The organism is Streptomyces sp. NPDC007157, from assembly GCF_040634235.1.
Lineage (GTDB): Bacteria > Actinomycetota > Actinomycetes > Streptomycetales > Streptomycetaceae > Streptomyces.
The window spans coordinates 169,080-190,997 of sequence record NZ_JBEYFE010000019.1 but is presented as its reverse complement, the minus strand read 5'-3'; the positions used below and the strand labels follow the sequence as shown (position 1 = coordinate 190,997).

At 72.1% G+C, this 21,918-nt stretch carries 17 protein-coding genes; 14 read left to right on the top strand and 3 right to left on the bottom strand.

Going from position 1 to position 21,918, the window contains the following annotated elements; translation table 11 throughout:
• Positions 1–11 precede the first annotated feature (11 nt).
• The 5 genes from ABZ642_RS30895 to ABZ642_RS30875 all read left to right on the top strand — a co-directional run bounded on the left by ABZ642_RS30895 (position 12) and on the right by ABZ642_RS30875 (position 5,352).
• On the top strand, positions 12–332 hold the full coding sequence (locus ABZ642_RS30895) for a hypothetical protein (RefSeq protein WP_360489761.1): 321 nt from the start codon (positions 12–14) through the stop codon (positions 330–332).
• 7 nt (positions 333–339) lie between these two features.
• Positions 340–1,155, top strand: coding sequence for a TlyA family RNA methyltransferase (locus tag ABZ642_RS30890; protein WP_360489759.1), 816 nt, complete (start codon positions 340–342; stop codon positions 1,153–1,155).
• Positions 1,152–2,057, top strand: coding sequence for an NAD kinase (locus tag ABZ642_RS30885; RefSeq protein ID WP_360489757.1), 906 nt, complete (start codon positions 1,152–1,154; stop codon positions 2,055–2,057). The genes ABZ642_RS30890 and ABZ642_RS30885 overlap by 4 nt, the downstream gene beginning before the upstream one ends.
• Before the next feature lie 165 nt (positions 2,058–2,222).
• Positions 2,223–3,950: a DNA repair protein RecN gene (gene recN, locus ABZ642_RS30880; protein WP_360489785.1), complete on the top strand. Its 1,728-nt coding sequence runs from the start codon at positions 2,223–2,225 to the stop codon at positions 3,948–3,950.
• Positions 3,951–4,218: 268 nt separating this feature from the next.
• On the top strand, positions 4,219–5,352 hold the full coding sequence (locus ABZ642_RS30875) for a glycosyltransferase family 4 protein (protein ID WP_360489755.1): 1,134 nt from the start codon (positions 4,219–4,221) through the stop codon (positions 5,350–5,352).
• 3 nt (positions 5,353–5,355) lie between these two features.
• Here ABZ642_RS30875 and ABZ642_RS30870 read toward each other — a convergent pair whose 3' ends face one another.
• The 3 genes from ABZ642_RS30870 to ABZ642_RS30860 all read right to left on the bottom strand — a co-directional run bounded on the left by ABZ642_RS30870 (position 5,356) and on the right by ABZ642_RS30860 (position 10,347).
• Positions 5,356–6,996, bottom strand: a complete 1,641-nt coding sequence (locus ABZ642_RS30870) for a PucR family transcriptional regulator (RefSeq protein WP_360489753.1) — start codon at positions 6,994–6,996, stop codon at positions 5,356–5,358.
• A 43-nt stretch (positions 6,997–7,039) separates the two neighbouring features.
• Entirely contained in the window at positions 7,040–8,422 is a 1,383-nt protein-coding gene (locus ABZ642_RS30865; protein ID WP_360489751.1) for an FAD-binding oxidoreductase, read from the bottom strand.
• A 122-nt stretch (positions 8,423–8,544) separates the two neighbouring features.
• Positions 8,545–10,347, bottom strand: coding sequence for a glycoside hydrolase family 15 protein (locus tag ABZ642_RS30860; RefSeq protein WP_360489783.1), 1,803 nt, complete (start codon positions 10,345–10,347; stop codon positions 8,545–8,547).
• Between the two features lie 512 nt (positions 10,348–10,859).
• On the opposite strand from ABZ642_RS30860, the gene ABZ642_RS30855 reads away from it, so the two are divergent.
• From ABZ642_RS30855 to ABZ642_RS30815, 9 genes are all read left to right on the top strand, one after another.
• Positions 10,860–12,530 (top strand): CTP synthase, encoded by a 1,671-nt coding sequence (locus ABZ642_RS30855; RefSeq protein ID WP_360489749.1) that lies wholly within the window; start codon positions 10,860–10,862, stop codon positions 12,528–12,530.
• A gap of 112 nt (positions 12,531–12,642) precedes the next feature.
• Positions 12,643–13,269: an NUDIX hydrolase gene (locus ABZ642_RS30850; protein ID WP_360489747.1), complete on the top strand. Its 627-nt coding sequence runs from the start codon at positions 12,643–12,645 to the stop codon at positions 13,267–13,269.
• Positions 13,270–13,441: 172 nt separating this feature from the next.
• Positions 13,442–15,499 (top strand): tetratricopeptide repeat protein, encoded by a 2,058-nt coding sequence (locus ABZ642_RS30845; protein WP_360489745.1) that lies wholly within the window; start codon positions 13,442–13,444, stop codon positions 15,497–15,499.
• A 135-nt stretch (positions 15,500–15,634) separates the two neighbouring features.
• Positions 15,635–16,759 (top strand): alanine dehydrogenase, encoded by a 1,125-nt coding sequence (gene ald / locus ABZ642_RS30840; RefSeq protein WP_360489743.1) that lies wholly within the window; start codon positions 15,635–15,637, stop codon positions 16,757–16,759.
• 412 nt (positions 16,760–17,171) lie between these two features.
• A complete protein-coding gene (locus ABZ642_RS30835) occupies positions 17,172–18,299 on the top strand; it encodes a ParA family protein (RefSeq protein ID WP_360489741.1) in 1,128 nt (375 codons plus the stop codon).
• Positions 18,284–18,910, top strand: a complete 627-nt coding sequence (locus ABZ642_RS30830; protein ID WP_360489739.1) for a hypothetical protein — start codon at positions 18,284–18,286, stop codon at positions 18,908–18,910. Before ABZ642_RS30835 ends, ABZ642_RS30830 begins: the two co-directional genes overlap by 16 nt.
• Before the next feature lie 18 nt (positions 18,911–18,928).
• Positions 18,929–20,044 (top strand): segregation/condensation protein A, encoded by a 1,116-nt coding sequence (locus tag ABZ642_RS30825; RefSeq protein WP_360489737.1) that lies wholly within the window; start codon positions 18,929–18,931, stop codon positions 20,042–20,044.
• On the top strand, positions 20,041–20,691 hold the full coding sequence (gene scpB, locus ABZ642_RS30820; RefSeq protein ID WP_360489735.1) for an SMC-Scp complex subunit ScpB: 651 nt from the start codon (positions 20,041–20,043) through the stop codon (positions 20,689–20,691). Before ABZ642_RS30825 ends, scpB begins: the two co-directional genes overlap by 4 nt.
• A gap of 11 nt (positions 20,692–20,702) precedes the next feature.
• The gene (locus ABZ642_RS30815; RefSeq protein WP_360489733.1) at positions 20,703–21,824 is read left to right on the top strand and encodes a pseudouridine synthase; all 1,122 of its coding nucleotides are present in this window, start codon (positions 20,703–20,705) and stop codon (positions 21,822–21,824) included.
• Positions 21,825–21,918: the final 94 nt, after the last annotated feature.

The following is a 21,918-nucleotide window of genomic DNA, read 5'->3' as shown; positions in this document are numbered from 1 at the left end:
AGCGTCGGGGCATGACCGACTCTGTGCCCGAGGGCCGGGTGGCGGAGGCGGCGGAAGCGGTACCGGCCGAGCCCGAGTACGACCCCGCCGCCCCCGCCCCGCTGAACGTCCCCCGCACCCCCACCGGCAACGCCGAGGTCGACGACCGGCTCGACCGGCTGGGCGACACCGACCACCTCGCCACGGACGGGCATCTGGAGGTGTACGAGGATGTACACCGGGGGCTGCGCGACGCGCTCACCGCGCTCGACGTCCGCCCCGGGCCTCCGACGCCCGCACCGCCGTACGGCGGCGCGGCGCCGTCATCGTCGTACCACCAGAGCAGGAGCTGAACCGAACGTGGCAGGAGTCGCACGCCGCCGTCTGGACGCGGAGCTGGTCCGCCGGAAGCTGGCGCGCTCGCGCGAGCACGCCAGCCAGCTGATCGCCGCCGGGCGGGTCACCGTCGGCAAGACCCTCGCGACCAAGCCGGCCACCCAGGTGGAGACCGCCGCGGCCATCCTGGTGCAGTCCGACGACAACGACCCCGAGTACGTGTCCCGGGGCGGCCACAAGCTGGCGGGGGCGCTGGCGGCGTTCGTCCCGCGGGGGCTCGTGGTCGAGGGGCGGCGGGCGCTGGACGCGGGTGCGTCCACCGGAGGCTTCACCGACGTGCTGCTGCGGTCGGGCGCCGCGCATGTCGTCGCCGTCGACGTCGGATACGGCCAACTCGCCTGGTCTCTGCAGAGCGATGAACGCGTCACCGTCAAGGACCGTACGAACGTACGCGAGTTGACGCTTGAAGCGATCGATGGGGAGCCTGTGGATCTTGTCGTGGGTGATCTGTCCTTCATCCCGCTCGGGCTGGTGCTGCCGGCCCTGGCGCGGTGTGTGAAGCCGGACGCCGACCTGGTGATGATGGTCAAGCCGCAGTTCGAGGTGGGCAAGGAACGGCTGGGCAGCGGGGGAGTCGTACGGAGTCCGCAGCTGCGGGCGGAGGCCGTGCGGGGGGTCGCCGAGAGGGCGTGGGAGCTGGGACTCGGGGTGAACGGTGTCACCGCCAGTCCGCTGCCCGGGCCGTCCGGCAATGTCGAGTACTTTCTGTGGCTGCGGGCCGGGGCACCCCGACTGGACCCGGCCGACGTTGACCGTGCAGTGGCGGAGGGGCCGCGTTGACACAGAACCGAGCTCGTACTGTTTTCCTGCTGGCCCACACCGGGCGGCCTGCGGCGATCCGCAGCGCCGAGCTGGTGGTGAAGGGACTGCTGGCGGCCGGAGTCGGCGTAAGGGCCCTTGATTTCGAGGCCCGCGACCTGCCTCTTCCCGAGGAGGTCGAACTCGTCGAGGAGGCCTCGCCGCACAGCCTCGACGGCTGCGAGCTGCTGATCGTGCTCGGCGGTGACGGGACGCTGCTGCGCGGCGCCGAGTTCGCGCGCGCCTCCGGGGTGCCGATGCTCGGCGTCAACCTCGGCAGCGTCGGGTTCCTCGCGGAGGCCGAGCGGGACGACCTCGACAGGGTCGTGGACCGGGTGGTGAGCAGGGCGTACGAGGTCGAGGAGCGGATGACCGTCGACGTCGTCGTGCACCGCAACGGGGACATCGTGCACACCGACTGGGCGCTGAACGAGGCGGCCGTGCAGAAGGCGGGCGCCGAGAAACTGCTCGAAGTGGTGCTGGAGATCGACGGGCGGCCGGTGACGGGGTTCGGGTGCGACGGGATCGTGCTGTCGACGCCTACCGGGTCCACGGCGTACGCGTTCTCCGCGGGCGGGCCGGTGGTGTGGCCGGAGGTGGAGGCGCTGCTGATGGTGCCGATCTCCGCGCATGCGCTGTTCGCCAAGCCGCTGGTGACCTCGCCGGACTCGGTGCTGGCGGTGGAGGTGCTGCCGCACGTCCAGCCGGGCGTGCTGTGGTGCGACGGGCGGCGGACCGTCGAGCTGCCGCCCGGGGCGCGGGTGGAGGTGCGGCGGGGGGCGGTGCCGGTGCGGCTGGCTCGGCTGCACCACGCGTCGTTCACGGACCGGCTGGTGGCGAAGTTCGCGCTGCCGGTCTCCGGGTGGCGGGGGGCGCCGCAGTAGCGGTTCGCGTCGGGTGGCCGGGGAACTTCGGCGGCTGCGGAGGGTTCGTGGTTGCTCGCGCGGTTCCCCGCGCCCCTTCCGGGGCGCTTCTCCACTCGCCAGGGTGACAGGGGGCCTCGCACTTCGTCGGCCCGACCTCGTAAGGTCTTCTCCGTGCTGGAAGAAATGCGGATACGGTCACTCGGGGTCATCGACGACGCCGTCGTCGAGTTGTCGCCGGGGTTCACCGCCGTCACCGGTGAGACCGGTGCGGGCAAGACCATGGTGGTCACCAGCCTGGGGCTGCTGCTCGGTGGGCGGGCCGATCCCGCGCTCGTGCGGATCGGCTCCGAGAAGGCGGTCGTCGAGGGACGGCTCACCGTGCCACCGGGCACCTCCGCGGTCGTACGGGCCGAGGAGGCGGGCGCCGAGCTGGACGACGGGGCGCTGCTGATCAGCCGTACCGTTTCCGCCGAGGGCCGCTCCCGAGCGCACCTCGGCGGGCGGAGCGTGCCCGTGGGGCTGCTCGCGGAACTCGCCGACGACCTGGTGGCCGTGCACGGGCAGACCGACCAGCAGGGCCTGCTGAAGCAGTCCCGGCAGCGGCAGGCCCTGGACCGGTACGCGGGCGACGGGGTCGCCGTGCCGCTCGCCAAGTACGGCGAGGCCTACCGGCGGCTGCGGGCCGTGGCGGTGGAGCTGGAGGAGATCGTCACCCGGGCGCGTGAGCGGGCCCAGGAAGCCGACATGCTGCGCTACGGCCTCGACGAGATCGCCGGCGTGGAGCCGCGGGCCGGCGAGGACGTCGAGCTCGCCGAGGAGGCCGAGCGGCTCGGGCACGCCGAGGCGCTGTCGTCGGCCGCGACCGCCGCGCACTCCGCGCTCGCGGGCAACCCCGAGGACCCCGAGGGCATCGACGCGACCACCCTCGTGGCGGGCGCCCACCGCGCCCTGGAGGCCGTACGGTCGCACGACCCGGCGCTGGCCGCGCTCGCCGACCGGATCGGCGAGGTCGGGATCCTGCTCGGGGACGTGGCGGGCGAGCTGGCCGGATACGCCGACGACCTCGACGCCGACCCGCTGCGGCTCGCGGCCGTGGAGGAGCGGCGCGCCGCGCTCACCGCGCTCACCCGCAAGTACGGCGAGTACGGCGACGGCGTCGACGCGGTGCTGGCCTGGGCCGAACGGGGCGCCGCGCGGCTGACCGAACTCGACGGCGACGACGAGCGGATCGACGAGCTGACCGCCGAACGCGATGCCCTTCGAGCGGAACTGAGCGGACTCGCCCAGGCGTTGACCGACGCGCGTACCGAGGCCGCGGCGCGCTTCGCGGCCGCCGTCACCGCCGAGCTGGGCTCCCTCGCGATGCCGCACGCGCGCGTGTCCTTCGACATCCGCCAGACCGAGGACCCGGAGGGCGTGGAGGTGGGCGGGCGCACGGTCGCGTACGGCCCCTCGGGCGCCGACGAGGTCGAACTGCTCCTCGCCCCGCACCCCGGCGCCCCGCCCCGCCCGATCGCCAAGGGCGCCTCCGGCGGTGAGCTGTCCCGGGTGATGCTCGCGGTGGAGGTCGTCTTCGCGGGCACCGACCCGGTACCGACCTACCTCTTCGACGAGGTCGACGCGGGCGTCGGCGGCAAGGCCGCGGTCGAGATCGGCCGTCGGCTGGCGAAGCTCGCCAAGTCGGCGCAGGTGGTCGTGGTCACGCACCTCCCGCAGGTCGCCGCCTTCGCGGACCGGCAGTTGCTGGTCGAGAAGACGAACGACGGCTCGGTCACGCGCTCGGGCGTGAAGGTCCTGGAGGGCGAGGAGCGGGTCCGGGAGCTGTCCCGGATGCTGGCAGGCCAGGAGGACTCGGAGACGGCACGGGCCCACGCGGAGGAACTGCTCGCCACCGCGAGAGCGGACGCCTGACGCGCCCCTTCGGGGGCGCGGGACCGCGCCGGGTGGGCGAGGGCTCCGCCGGGTGGGCGCGACAACGCGCCCACCCGTTCGCGCGCGAGCCCGCGCCCGTGCCCTCTCGGCTTGCCGTACTGTCACTCTCACGGGTGACACACTCCGGCGCGTGCCCCGGCCCGCCCCGGTATGCCCCTCCCCGGAGCCCCGCAGTGCCCCCCTCGGCCGATACCTTCTCTACGTACCCTCGTGACCGCCCCGACGCCGAACACAGGAGCCCGGCTGCGTGAGCCCCGTGAGCAGCAACGCATCGCACGGTCAGTCACCGCTGCGCACCGTGCAGGTGCTGGGCGGTGGCAACGCCGGCAGCAGTGCGCACGTGCGTTCGCTCGCCGCCGGTCTTGTCGCACGGGGCGTGCGGGTCACGGTGTGCGCCCCCGTCGAGGCCGACCGCGCCTACGACTTCTCGGGTGTCGGCGCCGACCACGTCCACGTACCGCGCAGCAGTGACCCGGGGTCGGTGGCCGCGCTGCGTGCCGCCTGCACCGACGCCGACCTGGTGCACGCGCACGGTCTGCACGCCTCCTTCCGCGCCGTGCTGGCGCTCAGCGGCCGTCGTACCCCGCTCATCGTCACCTGGCACAACCGGGCGGAGGCCGAGGGCGCCCGGGCGCATCTGCTGCGGATGCTGGAGCGGCGGGTGGTGCGCACGGCCACCGTGGTGCTGGGCACGACCTCCGACCTGGTGGACCGCGCCCGCCGTACCGGTGCCCGGGACGCGCGGCTCGCCGCCGTGACGCTGCCCGGACTGCGGCGGCCCGTGGAGCAGGAGGAGGCAGACCGGCTGCGGCCCAAGGTGCGGGCCGAACTCGGCGCCATGGGACGGCCGTTGCTCATCGCCGTCGGCTCCCTCGACCGGCACCGCGGCTATGACGTCCTGCTGGACGCGGCACGGGCCTGGTGCCGGCTCGATCCGGTACCGCTGCTCGTCATCGCGGGGGAGGGACCGCTGCGTGCGGTGCTACAGCGGCGGATCGAGGACGAGGAGCTGCCCGCCCGGCTCATCGGCCGCCGCGACGACGTCACCGAACTGCTCGCCGCCGCGGATCTGGCGCTGCTGCCCAGCAGTTGGGAGTCGCGTTCGGTACTGGCCCAGGAGGCCCTGCACGCGCGCGTGCCCCTCGTCGCGACCGCCGTCGGCGGTATCCCCGACCTGGTCGGCGACGCGGCCGAACTCGTCCCCTACGGCAGCGCGACCGCCCTCGCCGACACCGTCCTACGGCTGCTCGGCGACCCGGAGCGCTGCGAGGAGCTGCGCGAGAAGGGCGCCCGGCAGGCGGCGAGCTGGCCGACGGAGGACGAGACGGTCACCCAAGTACTCAGCGTCTACGACGAGTTGACCCAGCCCCGACCGCTGTAGCGGCTAGGGGGCGTGCCGGCGGGCCCGCAGGGCGAGGCTCAACGCCAGTACCACCTGGGGGTCGTCGAGGTCGGTGCCCAGCAACTCGCCGATCCGGGCGAGGCGGTTGTAGAGGGTCTGCCGGTTGAGGTGGAGTTCACGGGCGGTCTCCGCCTTGCGGCCGGCATGCGCCAGGTAGGTCTCCAGGGTGGGCAGCAGGGGCGGCCTGGAGCGGTTGTCGTGGTCCCGGAGCGGGCCGATCGCCCGGTCGACGAAGGCCGCCAGGTCGGGGTGGTCGCGCAGCCGCCACAGCAGGAGGTCGATGTCGAGGCGGCGGGCGTCGTACCAGGGGCGGTCGGACAGGCCCTGGGCCGCCGTCGCCGTCTCGGCCGCGTGCCGCAGACCCGCCGAGGCGGCCGCCCAGCCGCCGGCCACCCCGACCACCACGACCGGGGGAGCGGACCCGGGACGCTGCATCCCGGCGCGCTCCACGCCCGCCCGCAGCGCCGCCGCGACCCGGTCCGCGACCGTCGCCCGCTCCGCCTCCGAACGCAGGCCCAGAAGGAGCGGTACCCGGCCCTCCACCGGTCGTACCCCAAGGAGCACGGGCACGCCCACGGCCGCCAGCTCCTCGCCCACCGCGCGGGCCAGTACCGCCCAGCCCCCGCCCGGGGACAGCGAGTCGCCGACCCGCATGACCACCGGCAGCAGCGGGCTGTTGCCCGGCTTGAAGCCGAGGACGCGGGCCTGGGCCGGGGCGTCCTGAGCCGTGATGCGGCCCTCGGCGAGGTCGGTCAGGAAGTCGCCGCGGCCGCGGGCCGCCAGCTCCTCCTCCTGACGGGCCTGCATCAGGACGACGGCCAGGATGCCGGCGGCCCGCTCGGCGGCCATGCGGTGCACGGAGGTGAGCGGCCCGCGTACCGGGAGCAGCACCAGCCGGGCGCGCACCGAGCCGGTCCCCGGCCCGCCGCCCGGCACGTCCACCAGGACGGCCCCGGTCGGCGGCGGCGCGTGCCTGTGCTGGCCGCGCAGCCCCTCCCACACCTGGAGCGGATCCGCGCCCTCGGGCCCCGATCCGGCGGCGTACAGCAACTGGCCGTCGGTGGTCTCCAGGAAGACCGGGTTGCCGCAGAAGCCGGCGAGGATCGCGAGGACCTGGGGGACCCCGCCACCGCCCAGCAGGGCCTCGGTGCAGCGGCGGTGCACCTCCTCGGCGCGCTGGAGGAGCGTGTAGTGGTGGTTGACGATCTCGGTGTGGATCTCCTCCGTCACCGTCACGAAAGGCACCTCGCGGTGCAGCGCGACCAGCGGCAGTCCGGTCGCCCGGGCGGTGTCGACGAGGGTGGCGGGCAGCCGGGAGAAACGCGGGCCCAGCTCCACCACCAGGGCGGCGATGCCCCGCTCGGCGAGCGTGCGCACGAACGCCCGCTGGTCGCCCGGCCGGGTGCCCAGCCCGTAGCCGGTGGTGAGCAGCAGCTCGCCGCCCTTCAGCAGCGAGGCGATGTTCGGCACCTCGCCCGCGTGCACCCAGCGCACGGTCCGGCCCAGCCGGTCGGCGCCCGCCAGGATCTCCGGGAGCCCGCTGCGCAGCCCGGGCAGCTCCAGCGCCCGCTGCACGGTGATCCCGCCCTGGGTGTCGAATCCGCTGCCCGTACCGCTGTCCATGGAGCGGACGCTACCTGGGCGAACACCTTCCCGGCACCTTCCGCTAGAGCGGTTCTATGTTGTGGTTGAAGCGGAAGACGTTGTCGGGGTCCCAGGTCCGCTTCACCTTGCCGAGCCGCAGCGCGTTCCCGGTGCCCAGACCGGCCCGCACCCGCTCGGGGCCCTCGTCGCCGATGAAGTTGAGATAGACCGCGCCCGTGGACCAGGGCCGTACGGCGGCCCGGACGTCCCGCACCCAGGCGACCGCCCGTTCGTCGTCCGTGGGCCGAGCCCACATGCCGAAGGGGTGCACGGCCCAGGACGCGCTCCGGTACGGCACCGGGTACTCGGCCGGGCCGGCCGCGATCGCCCCGCCCTGCGGGAACAGCACATGCTGGCTGCCGGTCGGCACCGGCATGCCGTCCGCGCAGGCGCAGTAGGCATCCACCGCCTCGTCGGGCAGCGCGGCCAGGTACTCGGCCGACCAGTAGTTCCGCATCCCCCACGGAAAGTCGAGCATGCACTGCACCTCGGTGTACGGCATCGGGCCGACCACCTCCGCCTCGTGCGGCAGCGCCAGCAGCGGCTCGGCGACCTTCCGCAGGCCCTCCTCGCCGCCGGCGTAGGTCACCAGGGCCACGCACACCAGCCTGGCCACCAGGTGCTCCGGTACGAACGGCAGCGGCGGCCCGGTGAGGTACTGGACCACGCCGGCCGCCTCGTCGGGGCCGGTGCGGATCACCTCGCGGAAGGTGCGCACCGCGTCCGGACCGGACTGCGGCGCGTACAGCAGCAGCGCGATCGAGAAGGCCGGCAGTTCGTGCAGTTCGAGGGTGAGGGCGGTGGCGACGCCGAAGTTCCCGCCGCCGCCGTGCAGGGCCCAGAACAGCTCCGGGTTCTCGTCGGCGTCGGCGTGCATGAGCTCGCCGTCGGCGGTGACCAGCTCGACGCCGAGCAGGTTGTCGACGGCCAGGCCGAAGGCACGGTCCAGCCAGCCCGTCCCGCCGCCCAGCACGAAGCCGCCGACGCCGGTGGTGGGGGCCCGGCCACCGGTGGTGGCGAGGCCGTACGGCTCGGTCGCCCGATCCAGATCGCTCATGGTGGCGCCGCCCTGCACGCGTACCGCCTCCGCCGCCGGGTCGACGGTCACCGCGTGCATCCGGCGCAGGTCCACCACGAGGGCGCCGTCGCCGCTCGCCGAGCCCGCCACGCTGTGGCCGCCGCCACGCACCGCGATCGCCAGGTCCAGCTCCCGGCCGAACCGCACCGCGCGGACCACGTCGGCGTCGTCGGCGCACTGGGCGATCACGGCGGGCCGCCGGTCGATCATGGAGTTGAAGACGGCACGGGCGTCGTCGTACCCGACGTCCCCCGGCGCGAACACCGCACCGGTCAGATCCTCACGAAGCGCGGCGAGGGCCTTGTGCGCCTTCGACGGGGGAGCCATGGCCGCCCCCTTCCGGAACAGGGGAGTCGCTCCTGACCAGCCTAAGCGTGAGCGCCCCGCCAGGGGCGCGGGGAACCGCGCGACCAGCCACAGCGGACGCGCGGACACCCGACCACCCGCACCTAGCCCCCGTACGCTCCCGACGCGGTCAGCCGCAGCGCCGTGTCGATCAGCGGCACATGGCTGAAGGCCTGCGGGAAGTTCCCCACCTGCCGCTGCAGCCGCGGATCCCACTCCTCCGCCAGCAGCCCGAGGTCGTTCCGCAGCGCGAGAAGCTTCTCGAACAGCTTCCGGGCCTCGTCGACGCGGCCGATCATCGCGAGGTCGTCGGCCATCCAGAACGAGCAGGCCAGGAACGCCCCCTCGTCACCGGGGAGGCCGTCCACGCCCTCCTCGCCGCCCGAGGTCGGGTAGCGCAGGATGAAGCCGTCCGACGTGGACAGCTCGCGCTGGATCGCCTCGATGGTGCCGATGACCCGCTTGTCGTCCGGCGGCAGGAATCCCATCTGGGGGATCAGCAGCAGCGACGCGTCCAGCTCCTGCGAGCCGTACGACTGCGTGAAGGTGTTCCGCTCCTTGTCGTAGCCCCGCTCGCAGACGTCCCGGTGGATGTCGTCGCGCAGTTCCTTCCAGCGCTCCAGCGGGCCGTCCGCGTCCCCGGACTCGATCAGCTTGATGGTGCGGTCCACCGCGACCCAGGCCATCACCTTGGAGTGCACGAAGTGCCGGCGTGGGCCGCGCACCTCCCAGATGCCCTCGTCCGGCTCGTCCCAGTGGTCCTCCAGGTAGCGGATGAGCTTCAGCTGGAGGAGGGAGGCGTAGTCGTTGCGCGCGAGGCCGGTCATGTGGGCCAGGTGCAGGGCCTCGATGACCTCCCCGTAGACGTCCAGCTGGAGCTGGTGCGCCGCGCCGTTGCCGACCCGGACCGGGGCGGAGTGCTCGTAGCCGGGCAGCCAGTCCAGCTCGGCCTCGCCCAGCTCGCGCTCGCCCGCGATGCCGTACATGATCTGCAGGTTCTCCGGGTCGCCGGCGACCGCGCGCAGCAGCCACTCGCGCCAGGCGCGGGCCTCCTCGCGGTAGCCGGTGCGCAGCAGCGAGGAGAGCGTGATGGCCGCGTCCCGCAGCCAGGTGTAGCGGTAGTCCCAGTTGCGGACGCCGCCGATGTCCTCCGGCAGGGAGGTGGTGGGCGCGGCGACGATACCGCCGGTGGGGGCGTAGGTCAGCGCCTTCAGCGTGATCAGGGAGCGGATCACCGCCTCGCGGTACGGGCCGTGGTACGTACAGTGCTCGACCCACTCCCGCCAGAACTCCTCGGTCGCCTCCAGCGACTGCTCGGGCTCCGGCAGCGCCGGCGGCTCCTTGTGCGAGGGCTGCCACGAGATCGTGAACGCGATCCGGTCGCCGGGGGCGACGGTGAAGTCGGCGTAGGTGGTGAGTGCCTTGCCGTAGGTCTCCGCCGAGGTGTCGAACCACACGGAGTCGGGGCCCGCGACGGCGACCGTGCGGCCGTCGTGCTTGTGCACCCAGGGGACCACCCGGCCGTAGGAGAACCGCATCCGCAGCACCGAGCGCATCGGCACCCGGCCGGTGACGCCCTCGACGATCCGGATCAGCTGGGGCGCGCCGTCACGCGGCGGCATGAAGTCGGTGACCCGGACCGTGCCGCGCGGGGTGTCCCACTCCGATTCCAGGACCAGCGAGTCGCCGCGGTAGGTGCGGCGGGCCGCGGTCGGCGGCTGGGAGTCGGCCGCGTGGGCCGGGCCGAGCCGCCAGAAGCCGTGTTCCTCGGTGCCGAGCAGGCCGGCGAAGATGGCATGCGAGTCGAAGCGGGGCAGGCACAGCCAGTCCACTGTGCCGTCCCGGCAGACCAATGCCGCGGTCTGCATGTCTCCGATGAGTGCGTAGTCTTCGATGCGCCCGGCCACGTGCAACTCCAGTCGAACGGCCACGTCACCCCCCAGGCAAAAGGGGGCTGTCGCTAGTGCGGTCAAGGGGGGTTGTTGTTGTGCGTCGTTAAGCGGTGAAGCAAAGCAGCCCGCCGCGCCCTGAGGCAAAACGACAGTCATAGCTCAACGAACTGCCAAGCTCTCGTGTTCCGGGTGTGACGGGCGGGGGTGTGCCGTGTTTTCCGGCCGGCTCGGCAGCGAGTGTCCGAGCAGGATACGACGCACGTAGATGATCTGCGTGCCGCTCCAGGCAACCCGTGTGGGCCGAATGGGTGAGCCCTGAGTGAAAACCCGGTAAGCCAGGCCCCACGTCTGTGCCGATGTGTGTACGGAGTGTGGCCGGAAGCCATCTCTCCGCGGCGCTGATACCCTGGTAGCCCGTGGACCGGTGGGCACGAAACCCCCGAACCGCCGCGACGGCACCTCCGGAAATCTCCGGTGGGCGGCCGTACCGCATGACAGACCGCGACCACGGGAGCACCCTCTTGGCCATGCCGCCGAAATCTACGACGACCAAGCACATCTTCGTCACCGGGGGTGTCGCCTCCTCGCTCGGCAAGGGCCTCACCGCCTCCAGCCTGGGCATGCTGCTCAAGGCCCGCGGCCTGCGTGTGGTGATGCAGAAACTCGACCCGTACCTGAACGTCGACCCGGGCACGATGAACCCCTTCCAGCACGGTGAGGTGTTCGTCACCAACGACGGTGCCGAGACCGACCTGGACATCGGCCACTACGAGCGTTTCCTCGACCGCGACCTGGACGGCTCCGCCAACGTCACCACAGGTCAGGTCTATTCGACGGTGATTGCCAAGGAACGGCGCGGCGAATACCTGGGCGACACGGTCCAGGTCATTCCGCACATCACCAACGAGATCAAGCACCGCATCCGCCGGATGGCCACCGACGAGGTGGACGTCGTCATCACCGAGGTCGGCGGCACGGTCGGCGACATCGAGTCGCTGCCCTTCCTGGAGACCGTCCGCCAGGTCCGCCACGAGGTCGGCCGGGACAACGTCTTCGTGGTGCACATCTCGCTGCTGCCCTACATCGGGCCCTCCGGCGAGCTGAAGACCAAGCCCACCCAGCACTCGGTGGCCGCCCTGCGCAACATCGGCATCCAGCCGGACGCGATCGTGCTGCGCTGCGACCGCGAGGTGCCGACCGCCATCAAGCGCAAGATCTCGCTGATGTGCGACGTCGACGAGGCCGCGGTCGTGGCCTGCCCGGACGCCCGCTCGATCTACGACATCCCGAAGACCGTGCACGGCGAGGGCCTGGACGCCTATGTGGTCCGCAAGCTGGACCTGCCGTTCCGCGACGTGGACTGGCGGACCTGGGACGACCTGCTCGACCGCGTCCACAACCCCGACCACGAGATCACCCTCGCCCTGGTCGGCAAGTACATCGACCTGCCCGACGCCTACCTCTCGGTGACCGAGGCGCTGCGCGCCGGCGGCTTCGCCAACAAGGCCCGCGTGAAGATCAAGTGGGTGACGTCGGACGACTGCAGGACCCCGGCCGGCGCCGCCGCGCAACTCGGTGACGTCGACGGCATCTGCATCCCCGGCGGCTTCGGCGACCGCGGTGTGCTCGGCAAGGTCGGCGCCATCAAGTACGCCCGCGAGAACAGGATCCCGCTGCTCGGCCTCTGCCTGGGCCTGCAGTGCATCGTGATCGAGGCCGCGCGCAACCTGGCCGACATCCCGGACGCCAACTCCACCGAGTTCGACTCCGCCACCGGCCACCCGGTCATCTCCACCATGGCCGAGCAGCTGGACATCGTCGCCGGCGAGGGCGACATGGGTGGCACCATGCGGCTGGGCATGTACCCGGCCAAGCTGGCCGAGGGCTCCATCGTGCGCGAGGTGTACGACGGCAAGGAGTACGTCGAGGAGCGCCACCGGCACCGCTACGAGGTGAACAACGCCTACCGCGGGGAGCTGGAGAAGAAGGCCGGCATCGTGTTCTCCGGCACCTCCCCGGACGGCAAGCTCGTCGAGTACGTCGAGTACCCGCGTGACGTCCACCCCTACCTGGTCGCCACCCAGGCGCACCCGGAGCTGCGTTCCCGCCCGACCCGCCCGCACCCGCTCTTCGCGGGCCTGGTGAAGGCCGCGGTCGCCCGTCAGCAGGCCGAGGTCGAGCAGTCGAATTCGAAGTGACACACCGGTTGTACGGTGGCCGGGGCGCATACCTTCAAAGGGTGGGCGCCCCGGTTTCGTCCGGCCGGTGTTCTCGGCCGGTCTCTTGGCAGCGTGTGCGGAAGGGCAGGGCATGACGATCAAGGACACCCCCGAGGAGTGGGAGATCCGGGCGACGGAGACCCCCTTCGTGGGCAACAAGACCTCCGTCCGCACGGACGAGGTGGTCATGCCCGACGGCTCGGTGGTCCGCCGTGACTACCAGGTCCACCCGGGCTCGGTCGCCGTCCTCGCCCTCGACGAGGAGGACCGGGTGCTGCTCATCCGCCAGTACCGCCACCCGGTCCGGCAGAAGCTCTGGGAGATCCCGGCCGGGCTGCTCGACGTCCCGGGCGAGAACCCGCTGCACGCGGCCCAGCGCGAGCTGTACGAGGAGGCGCACGTCAAGGCCGAGGACTGGCGGGTGCTGACGGACCTCTACACCACCCCCGGCGGCTGTGACGAGGCCGTACGGATCTTCCTCGCCCGCGCTCTCTCCGAGGCCGAGGGCGAGCGCTTCGAGACGGAGCACGAGGAGACCGAGCTGGAGTACGCGCGCGTGCCGGTCGACGAACTGGTGCGCCTGGTACTCGCCGGCGATGTGCACAACAACTGCCTGGTGACGGGCGTCCTCTCGCTGGTCGCCGCCCGCGCCGGCGACGGCCTCGACACGCTGCGCCCGGCCGACGCGCCGTGGCCGGCCCGCCCCTTCGCGTCCTGACCCCCCATCAGACGGTCCGGTGTGACCATCGCCTGATCCGATCGGGCGATGTGCCCGCCGCGCTCCACCCGGAACGTCCGTGCACGTGAACTAGGCTCGACGCGATTGAGCCGAAAGGCCCGAACCGGAGTCCCGGCGGGCATGCGTGTGCGGTGGGACGGGAGTGTGGCCCGTGACGGATCAGGCGGTGGACACAGGCGGCGCACGAGTGCCGGCGCCCGCGGCCACGGAAGACCAATTCCTGGGCCGTACAAGGGAGTTGAAGGAACTGCGCGCCGACATCGAGCGCGCGGGCCTGGACACCATCGCCGGGCGCAAGGCTCCGCGCGCCCGGGTCCTGCTCATCGCGGGCAGACCCGGATCCGGCCGCACCGCCCTGGCCGCGGAACTCGTACGGCGGGTCGCCGCCGACTACCCCGACGGGGTGCTGCGCGCCCGCCTCGCCGAGCCCGACGGCACCCCCGTCCCCGTCGAGCGCACCGCCCGCGAACTCCTCACCGCCCTTCGGCTGCCCACCCCGGCCGGCGCCGCCGAGGACGACCTCACCCACGCCCTGCGCACCGCCCTCGCCGAGCGCCGGATGCTGCTCCTCCTCGACGACGCGCCGGGCGCCGAACACGTCGACGCGCTGCTCCCCGACACCCCCGACTGCCTGGCCGTCGCCGTCTCCGGCGGCCCGCTCACCGGGATCTCCGACGTCCGCCCGTGCACCCTGGGCGGCCTGGACACCAAGTCGGCCGTGGAACTCCTCGCCCGGTACACCGGCTCGGTCCGCATCACCGTCGACCCGCGGTCCGCCGAGGCGCTGGTCGAGGTGTGCCAGGGGCAGCCCGCCGCGATCACCCTGGCGGGCGGCTGGCTGGCGGTACACCCCAAGGTGGCCGTCTCCGACCTCGCCAAGCGGCTGCACGCCGACCCCGAGGACGCCACCGCCCTCGCCCGGGTCTTCCGGTTCGTCCACGACGACCTGCCCGCCCAGGCCGCCCGGATACTGCGACTTCTCTCACTGGCCCCGGCCGGCCTGGTCGACCCGCACACCGCCTCCTCCCTGGCCGGCTGCTCGGTCGACACCGCCCGCACCACCCTGGACGAGCTGGCCCGCCTCGGCCTGCTGCACCCCGTCACCACCCCGCTGCCCCAGTACGAGGTCCCCGGCTGTCTGCACCCCCTGCTCCGCGGGCTGGCCGAGACCCAGGAACGCGCCGGGGAACTCCAGCTGGCCCGGGCCCGGATGCTGGAGCGCACGGTACGGCTGCTGCAGTCCTGCCGGGCGATCACCGAGACCGACAACCCGCAGGCCCGCGAGAAACTCCAGGCCCTGCCCCGCGAAATGCGCTTCCCCACCCCCCGGGCCGCCGCCGACTGGCTGCGGATCCGGCGCCCGGCCCTGCTCGCCGCGGCCCGCGCGGCGGTCGCCGACGGCGAGCTGGACACCCTGGCCCGTCGGCTGATGTCCCAGCTGGTCAAGGCCATGGCGGCACACTTCGGCACCCAGGCGGCCGCGCCCGACCTGTACGGGATCCACCGGCTCGTCCTCGATGTCGCCGAGCGCCGTCACCTGCCCCGCGAGCAGGCCGCCGCGCTGCTGAACCTGGCCGACCTGGACGCGCAGACCGGACGCACCACGGATGCGCTGATGCGCTATCGGTCTGCTCTGGACGCCGGACGCAGTGCGAACGACCCGTACGCGACCGGCCGCGCAATGGAATCCGTAGGTGGCGCGTACCAGGAGCTGGGGGACTACGACCGGGCCGCCGACTGGTTCGGCCGCGCCCTCGCCCAGCGCCTCGCCCGGGACGAGCGCGCCGAGGCCGCCCGGCTCTACGGCCGTATCGCCGGTGCGCACACCTACGCGGGCCGCTACGGCGAGGCGCTGCGGGCCTGGCGGGCGGCAGTTTCCGGACACCGCAAGAACGGCGATGTGGCCGCGCAGGCACGGGCGTTGAGCGAGCTGGCCCGGGTCCAGGAGTACGCCGGCCGGCCCACGGAGTCGCTGCGCACCTGCCAGGAGGCGGTCGAGTGGGCGCGCCGCGCCGAGGACACCCGGCTGCAGGCCGCGCTCCAGCTGCGGCTCGCCGACACGTTGGAGCGCCTCGGCGACTCCACCGCGGCGAGTCTGCACCGCTCCGCCGCCGAGCGCATGCTGGGTGAGGAGCCCCTCGACCAGGACTCCAGCCCGGAACAGGGAGATAACGCCTGCGAAATCCGTAGCGAGTCCGGCGAAGATTGATGCAATGAAAGGCTAGACAGCCGGAACGCCTTCATTAAACTGGCTCTGCCGCCGGTTCTCCTGCGGTGTCTCCTGGTGTGTTCCCGCATGCCGGGTATGTGCTGTTATGCCCCCACACCCTCTGAGCCAAGGACCGTGATCGACGTGAAGGTCGGCATCCCCCGCGAGGTCAAGAACAACGAGTTCCGGGTGGCCATCACCCCCGCCGGTGTGCACGAGCTGGTGCGCCACGGCCACCAGGTCGTCATCGAGCGCGGCGCCGGTGTCGGCTCGTCGATCCCGGACGACGAGTACATCGCCGCCGGTGCGCAGATCCTGGACACGGCCGACGAGGTGTGGGCCACCGCCGACCTGCTGCTGAAGGTCAAGGAGCCGATCGCAGAGGAGTACCACCGCCTCCGCAAGGACCAGACCCTCTTCACCTACCTGCACCTGGCCGCGTCCAAGGAGTGCTCCGACGCCCTCCTGGAGTCCGGCACCACCGCCATCGCCTACGAGACCGTCGAGCTGCCGAGCCGCGCCCTGCCGCTGCTCGCCCCGATGTCCGAGGTCGCGGGCCGGCTCGCCCCGCAGGTCGGCGCCTACCACCTGATGCGCGCCAACGGCGGCCGCGGTGTGCTGCCCGGCGGCGTCCCGGGTGTGCTGCCCGCCAAGGCCGTCGTCATCGGCGGCGGTGTCTCGGGCTGGAACGCCGTGCAGATCGCCATCGGCATGGGCTTCGACGTGACCCTGCTCGACCGTGACATCAACAAGCTGCGCGAGGCCGACAAGATCTTCGGCACCAAGGTCAAGGCCGTCATGTCCAACTCCTTCGAGCTGGAGAAGGCGTGCCTGGAGGCCGACCTGGTGGTCGGCGCGGTGCTCATCCCGGGCGCCAAGGCCCCCAAGCTGGTCACCAACGAGCTGGTGTCCCGCATGAAGCCGGGAAGTGTTCTTGTCGACATCGCGATCGACCAGGGCGGCTGCTTCGAGGACTCCCACCCCACCACGCACGCCGAGCCGACCTTCCGGGTCCACGAGTCGGTCTTCTACTGCGTCGCCAACATGCCCGGCGCGGTGCCCAACACCTCCACCTACGCGCTCACCAACGCCACGCTGCCCTACATCGTGTCGCTGGCGAACAACGGCTGGGCCGAGGCGCTGCGCCGCGACGCCGCGCTCGCCCGGGGTCTCAACACGCATGACGGCAAGGTCGTTTACCGCGAGGTCGCCGAGGCGCACGGCCTGGAGCACGTGGAGCTCGACACGCTGCTGGACTGAGCCGCTCCGCCGAGGCGGTGGCTAAGTCACCTTTTCGTAAAGGCGATACGTCAACAAGCCGCGTCAATCGCGTACACCCGGCCGGACCTTGCCCGACAAGGTCCGGCCGGATGTGTGTATGGTCACTTTGCGACGCTCGGTCAACTCGCCTCGAACGTAACCCTTCGACCGATTCGCACACCGGTGAAACCTGCTGTGCGACGGCCGTACGCCCTTGACAGAGGGATGTTTCATTGCCGACACATCCTGCCGGGTCCGGCGGATTGTGTTGCTGCGGACGCCCGACACGCCATAGAGTCGCCAACCGTCGGCATGGTGCCACGCTGACCTGTCTAGAAGTTCCCTGGTCACCAAGGAGGTAAGACGACTTGTGAATGAGTCGACATTTTCTCCCGGGGGTGGTCAACCAGGAATGCCGGTGAGGGACCAGGGTCCCGCGGGGTTCGAGGCTGTCGGCTCCGTCGCGGTGCGCACCTTCGCAGCCCATCAGAGTTCGCTGACCACGCGGACAGCACACCAGAGCATGGATGGCCATCACGTGAACGCCATGGCCGGCGACGGAAGGGGCGCGCCCCACAGCCAGTTCGCCGACTACGACGAACTGCCCGACGGGCACTTCTACGACCCCGACGCCGAGTACGAGCCCGATCCGGAGTACGCGGCCACGCTCGCGCCCGACGCGGCCCGCCAGCGCCGCGAGCGCGTCGGCCCGACCGGACGCCCGCTGCCGTACTTCCCGATCCCGGGCCCGGTGACCAGTCACGGCCCCGCGACGATCATCGCGATGTGCAACCAGAAGGGCGGCGTCGGCAAGACCACGTCGACCATCAACCTGGGTGCCGCGCTCGCGGAGTACGGCCGGCGGGTGCTGCTCGTGGACTTCGACCCGCAGGGCGCGCTGTCGGTCGGTCTGGGCGTCAACCCGATGGAGCTCGACCTCACCGTCTACAACCTGCTCATGGAGCGGGGCATGGCGGCCGACGAGGTGCTCCTGAAGACGGCGGTCCCCAACATGGACCTGCTGCCCTCCAACATCGACCTGTCGGCCGCCGAGGTCCAGCTGGTCTCCGAGGTCGCCCGCGAGTCGACGCTGCAGCGCGCCCTGAAGCCGCTGCTGCCCGACTACGACTACATCGTGATCGACTGCCAGCCCTCGCTCGGCCTGCTCACGGTCAACGCGCTGACGGCCGCTCACAAGGTGATCGTGCCGCTGGAGTGCGAGTTCTTCGCCCTGCGTGGTGTCGCCCTGCTGACCGAGACCATCGAGAAGGTCCAGGAGCGGCTCAACCCGGAGCTGGAGCTCGACGGCATCCTCGCCACCATGTACGACTCCCGCACCGTGCACAGCCGTGAGGTGCTCGCGCGTGTCGTCGAGGCCTTCGACGACCACGTCTACCACACGGTCATCGGCCGCACGGTCCGCTTCCCGGAGACCACGGTCGCCGGCGAGCCGATCACCACCTACGCCTCCAACTCCGTCGGTGCCGCCGCCTACCGCCAGCTCGCCAGGGAGGTGCTCGCCCGGTGTCACGCCGAGTGAGTCTGCCGGGGGCCGACGAACTGTTCCGTACGACCGGGGGGATGGCGCTGCAGTCGTCCACACCCAGGCGCCCGGCCAACGGCGAGGCCCGGGTGCCGGCTCCCGCGAGTCCCGCGGAGAGCGACGGCACGGCGGCCGAGGCCGCCGACGACGCGCCGCACTCGGTGCCCGTGCAGGGCGGCGACGGCGAGGGCGCGGAGCACGTGGCGGCGGAGGCCGAGTCGGCCGACGCCGGGGAGTCCCGCAACCACGCCGTGGCGCCGACCGGATCCTCGGCGACGGTCACGCCCTCGGTCGACCGGTCCGGTCGGCGGCAGGCGGTGCAGGAAGGTTCTGGCGCCTCCGCCGAGCAGGCCCAGCCCCGCAAGCGCGGCGGCCGGGCACCCTCGCGGCGGCCCAGCGGCCGCGAACGGCACGACGAGAAGATCACCGTCTATGTCTCCGCCGAGGAGCTGATGGATCTCGAGCACGCGCGTCTCGTGCTCCGCGGCGAACACGGACTGGCCGTGGACCGGGGCCGGATCGTCCGCGAGGCGGTCGCCGTGGTGCTGGCCGACCTGGAGTCCCGAGGGGACGCGAGCATCCTCGTACGACGGCTGCGCGGCCGGTAGGGGTAGCCTGCGGGGGCTATGACCTCGACCGACGCTCCCGTTTCCGGCCCCTCCGGCGGCCGTCGGCGTGTGCTGGGACAGGGTCCGGGCACGGCGGTTCCGACCGCCTCCCCGGAGCCGGAGCCGGAGCCCGAGGCCGTCGCAGCGGAGCCGGAGCCCGCCGTACCGGATCCCGCCGTACCGGATCCCGTCGTACCGGATCCCGTCGTGCCGGACCCAGAGCCCGTCGTGGCGGAGCCCGGGGCCGAGTCGGAGGCCCCTCCTGCCGAGGAGGCCGGCGAAGCTCCCGCCGAGAGCACTGAACCGGAACCCGTACCCGACGGCGTCTTCAAGGTCCGGCTCGCCAACTTCGAGGGTCCCTTCGACCTCCTCCTCCAGCTGATCTCCAAGCACAAGCTGGACGTCACCGAGGTCGCGCTCTCCAAGGTCACCGACGAGTTCATGGCGCACATCCGGGCCATGGGACCGGACTGGGACCTGGACCAGACGACCGAGTTCCTCGTCGTCGCCGCCACCCTGCTCGACCTCAAGGCCGCCCGGCTGCTGCCCGCCGCCGAGGTCGAGGACGAGGCCGACCTGGCCCTCCTCGAAGCCCGGGACCTGCTCTTCGCGCGGTTGCTGCAGTACCGCGCGTACAAACAGATCGCCGACATCTTCAACCGGCGCCTGGACGAGGAGGCCCGCCGCTGGCCCCGTACCGTCGGCCTGGAGCCGCACCTGGCCGAGCTGCTGCCGGAGGTCGTCATCAGCATCGGCCCCGAAGGCTTCGCCAAGCTCGCGGTGAAGGCGATGCTGCCCAAGCCCAAGCCGCAGGTGTACATCGACCACATCCACGCCCCGCTGGTCAGCGTGCAGGAGCAGGCCGGGATCGTGGTGGCGCGGCTGCGGGAGCTGGGCGAGGCCAGCTTCCAGTCACTCATCGAGGACACCGACGACACCCTCACCGTCGTCGCCCGCTTCCTGGCCCTCCTGGAGCTGTACCGCGAGAAGGCCGTCGCCCTGGACCAGGAGACCGCGCTCGGCGATCTGATCGTGCGGTGGACCGGCGGGGACGGCGAGACCCGGCCGATGGTGACCGACGAGTTCGACCGGCCGCCCGAGCCGCCCAAGCCGCCCAAGGAGGACAAGGCGTGAGCGAGGACACATCCCAGCTGCCGGCCGGGCTGCGCCCGGTCGCCGAACTCGACCTCAAGCCGGCCCTGGAGGCCGTCCTCATGGTCGTGGACGAGCCGGCCACCGTCGAGCACCTGGCCAAGATCCTGGAGCGGCCGAGGCAGACGATCACGAAGGCGCTGCGGGCCCTGGCCGACGAGTACACCGCCCAGGGCCGCGGCTTCGAGCTGCGCTTCGTCGCGGGCGGCTGGCGCTTCTACACGCGGGGGGAGTACGCGCCCGCCGTCGAGCGGCTGGTCCTGGAGGGCCAGACCGCCCGGCTCACCCAGGCCGCGCTGGAGACCCTGGCGGTCGTCGCGTACCGCCAGCCGGTGAGCCGCAGCCGCGTCTCGGCCGTACGCGGAGTCAACTGCGACGGTGTGATGCGCACCCTGCTCCAGCGCGGGCTGGTCGAGGAGGCGGGCACGGAACCCGAAACAGGTGCGATCCTGTACAGGACGACGAACTACTTCCTGGAGCGGATGGGCCTGCGCGGCCTGGACGAGCTTCCGGAACTCGCGCCCTTCCTCCCGGAGGCGGAGGCGATCGAGGCCGAGACCCAGGAGGGCGTACCGTCGTTCGATCCGGACGCACCCGATGCGCCGGGTGCAGACGACGCAGACGACTAGACGGAAATTTGATGCGAAGCAGCAGCGGCAGGAACAGCAGCGGAAACAACGGCGGGAGCCGTGGTGGCAACAGCGGCGGCCGCGGCGGGAGCAGTGGTGGCCGCGGTAACTACCGCGGCGCCGGAAACGCCCGCGACGACAAGCAGGACGGCCGGCCGAAGAAGCCGCGCCCGGAGGAGCGGCGCTACGACGTGGGCCCCGGCGCCACTCAGGACGGCCCGAAGTCGGGCCGCGGCGCCTCGGCACGCGGCGGCGCCAAGGGCGGCCCCAGGCAGGGCCAGGGCACCGGGCGCGGCCGTACGGCTCCGGCGAGCTCCCGTGAGTACGACGCCCGGGCCGAGGAGCGCAACCGGGAGCGGTACGCCGGCAAGCCGGACGTGAAGCTCCCCAAGACCTTCCCGGGCGCCGAGCAGGAGGGCGAGCGGCTGCAGAAGGTCCTCGCCCGCGCGGGCTACGGCTCGCGGCGCGCCTGTGAGGAGCTGATCGAGCAGTCCCGGGTCGAGGTCAACGGCGAGATCGTCGTCGAGCAGGGCAAGCGGGTCGACCCGGAGAAGGACGAGGTCAGGGTCGACGGGCTGACCGTCGCCACGCAGACGTACCAGTTCTTCTCGCTGAACAAGCCGGCCGGTGTGGTGTCCACCATGGAGGACCCGGACGGGCGGCAGTGCCTCGGTGACTACGTCACCAACCGGGAGACCCGGCTCTTCCACGTGGGGCGCCTGGACACCGAGACCGAGGGCGTCATCCTGCTCACCAACCACGGCGAGCTGGCGCACCGGCTGACCCACCCCAAGTACGGCGTGAAGAAGACCTACCTCGCGCACATCGTGGGCCCGATCCCGCGCGACCTCGGCAAGAAGCTCAAGGACGGCATCCAGCTGGAGGACGGGTACGCGCGCGCGGACCACTTCCGGGTCGTCGAGCAGACCGGCAAGAACTACCTCGTCGAGGTCACCCTGCACGAGGGCCGCAAGCACATCGTGCGGCGCATGCTGGCCGAGGCCGGCTTCCCCGTCGACAAGCTGGTGCGGGTCTCCTTCGGGCCGATCACCCTCGGCGACCAGAAGTCGGGCTGGCTGCGCCGCCTGTCCAACACCGAGGTCGGGATGCTCATGAAGGAAGTCGACCTCTAAGACCCCCTACAAGGCCCGGTGAACCCCGTGAAGGGGCTTGCGCGGCTCTCTGACGGCCGGTTCCGGGTAGCCCGGAATCGGCCGTCGTCGTATC

Excerpts from the sequence above, each read along its gene's own strand:
- ABZ642_RS30895 (WP_360489761.1), top strand. The coding sequence starts at position 12 with ATGACCGACTCTGTGCCCGAGGGCCGGGTGGCGGAGGCGGCGGAAGCG.
- recN (WP_360489785.1), top strand. The coding sequence starts at position 2,223 with ATGCGGATACGGTCACTCGGGGTCATCGACGACGCCGTCGTCGAGTTG.
- ABZ642_RS30870 (WP_360489753.1), bottom strand. The coding sequence starts at position 6,996 with ATGGACAGCGGTACGGGCAGCGGATTCGACACCCAGGGCGGGATCACC.
- ABZ642_RS30865 (WP_360489751.1), bottom strand. The coding sequence starts at position 8,422 with ATGGCTCCCCCGTCGAAGGCGCACAAGGCCCTCGCCGCGCTTCGTGAG.
- ABZ642_RS30855 (WP_360489749.1), top strand. The coding sequence starts at position 10,860 with ATGCCGCCGAAATCTACGACGACCAAGCACATCTTCGTCACCGGGGGT.
- ABZ642_RS30850 (WP_360489747.1), top strand. The coding sequence starts at position 12,643 with ATGACGATCAAGGACACCCCCGAGGAGTGGGAGATCCGGGCGACGGAG.
- ABZ642_RS30835 (WP_360489741.1), top strand. The coding sequence starts at position 17,172 with ATGCCGGTGAGGGACCAGGGTCCCGCGGGGTTCGAGGCTGTCGGCTCC.
- ABZ642_RS30825 (WP_360489737.1), top strand. The coding sequence starts at position 18,929 with ATGACCTCGACCGACGCTCCCGTTTCCGGCCCCTCCGGCGGCCGTCGG.
- ABZ642_RS30815 (WP_360489733.1), top strand. The coding sequence starts at position 20,703 with ATGCGAAGCAGCAGCGGCAGGAACAGCAGCGGAAACAACGGCGGGAGC.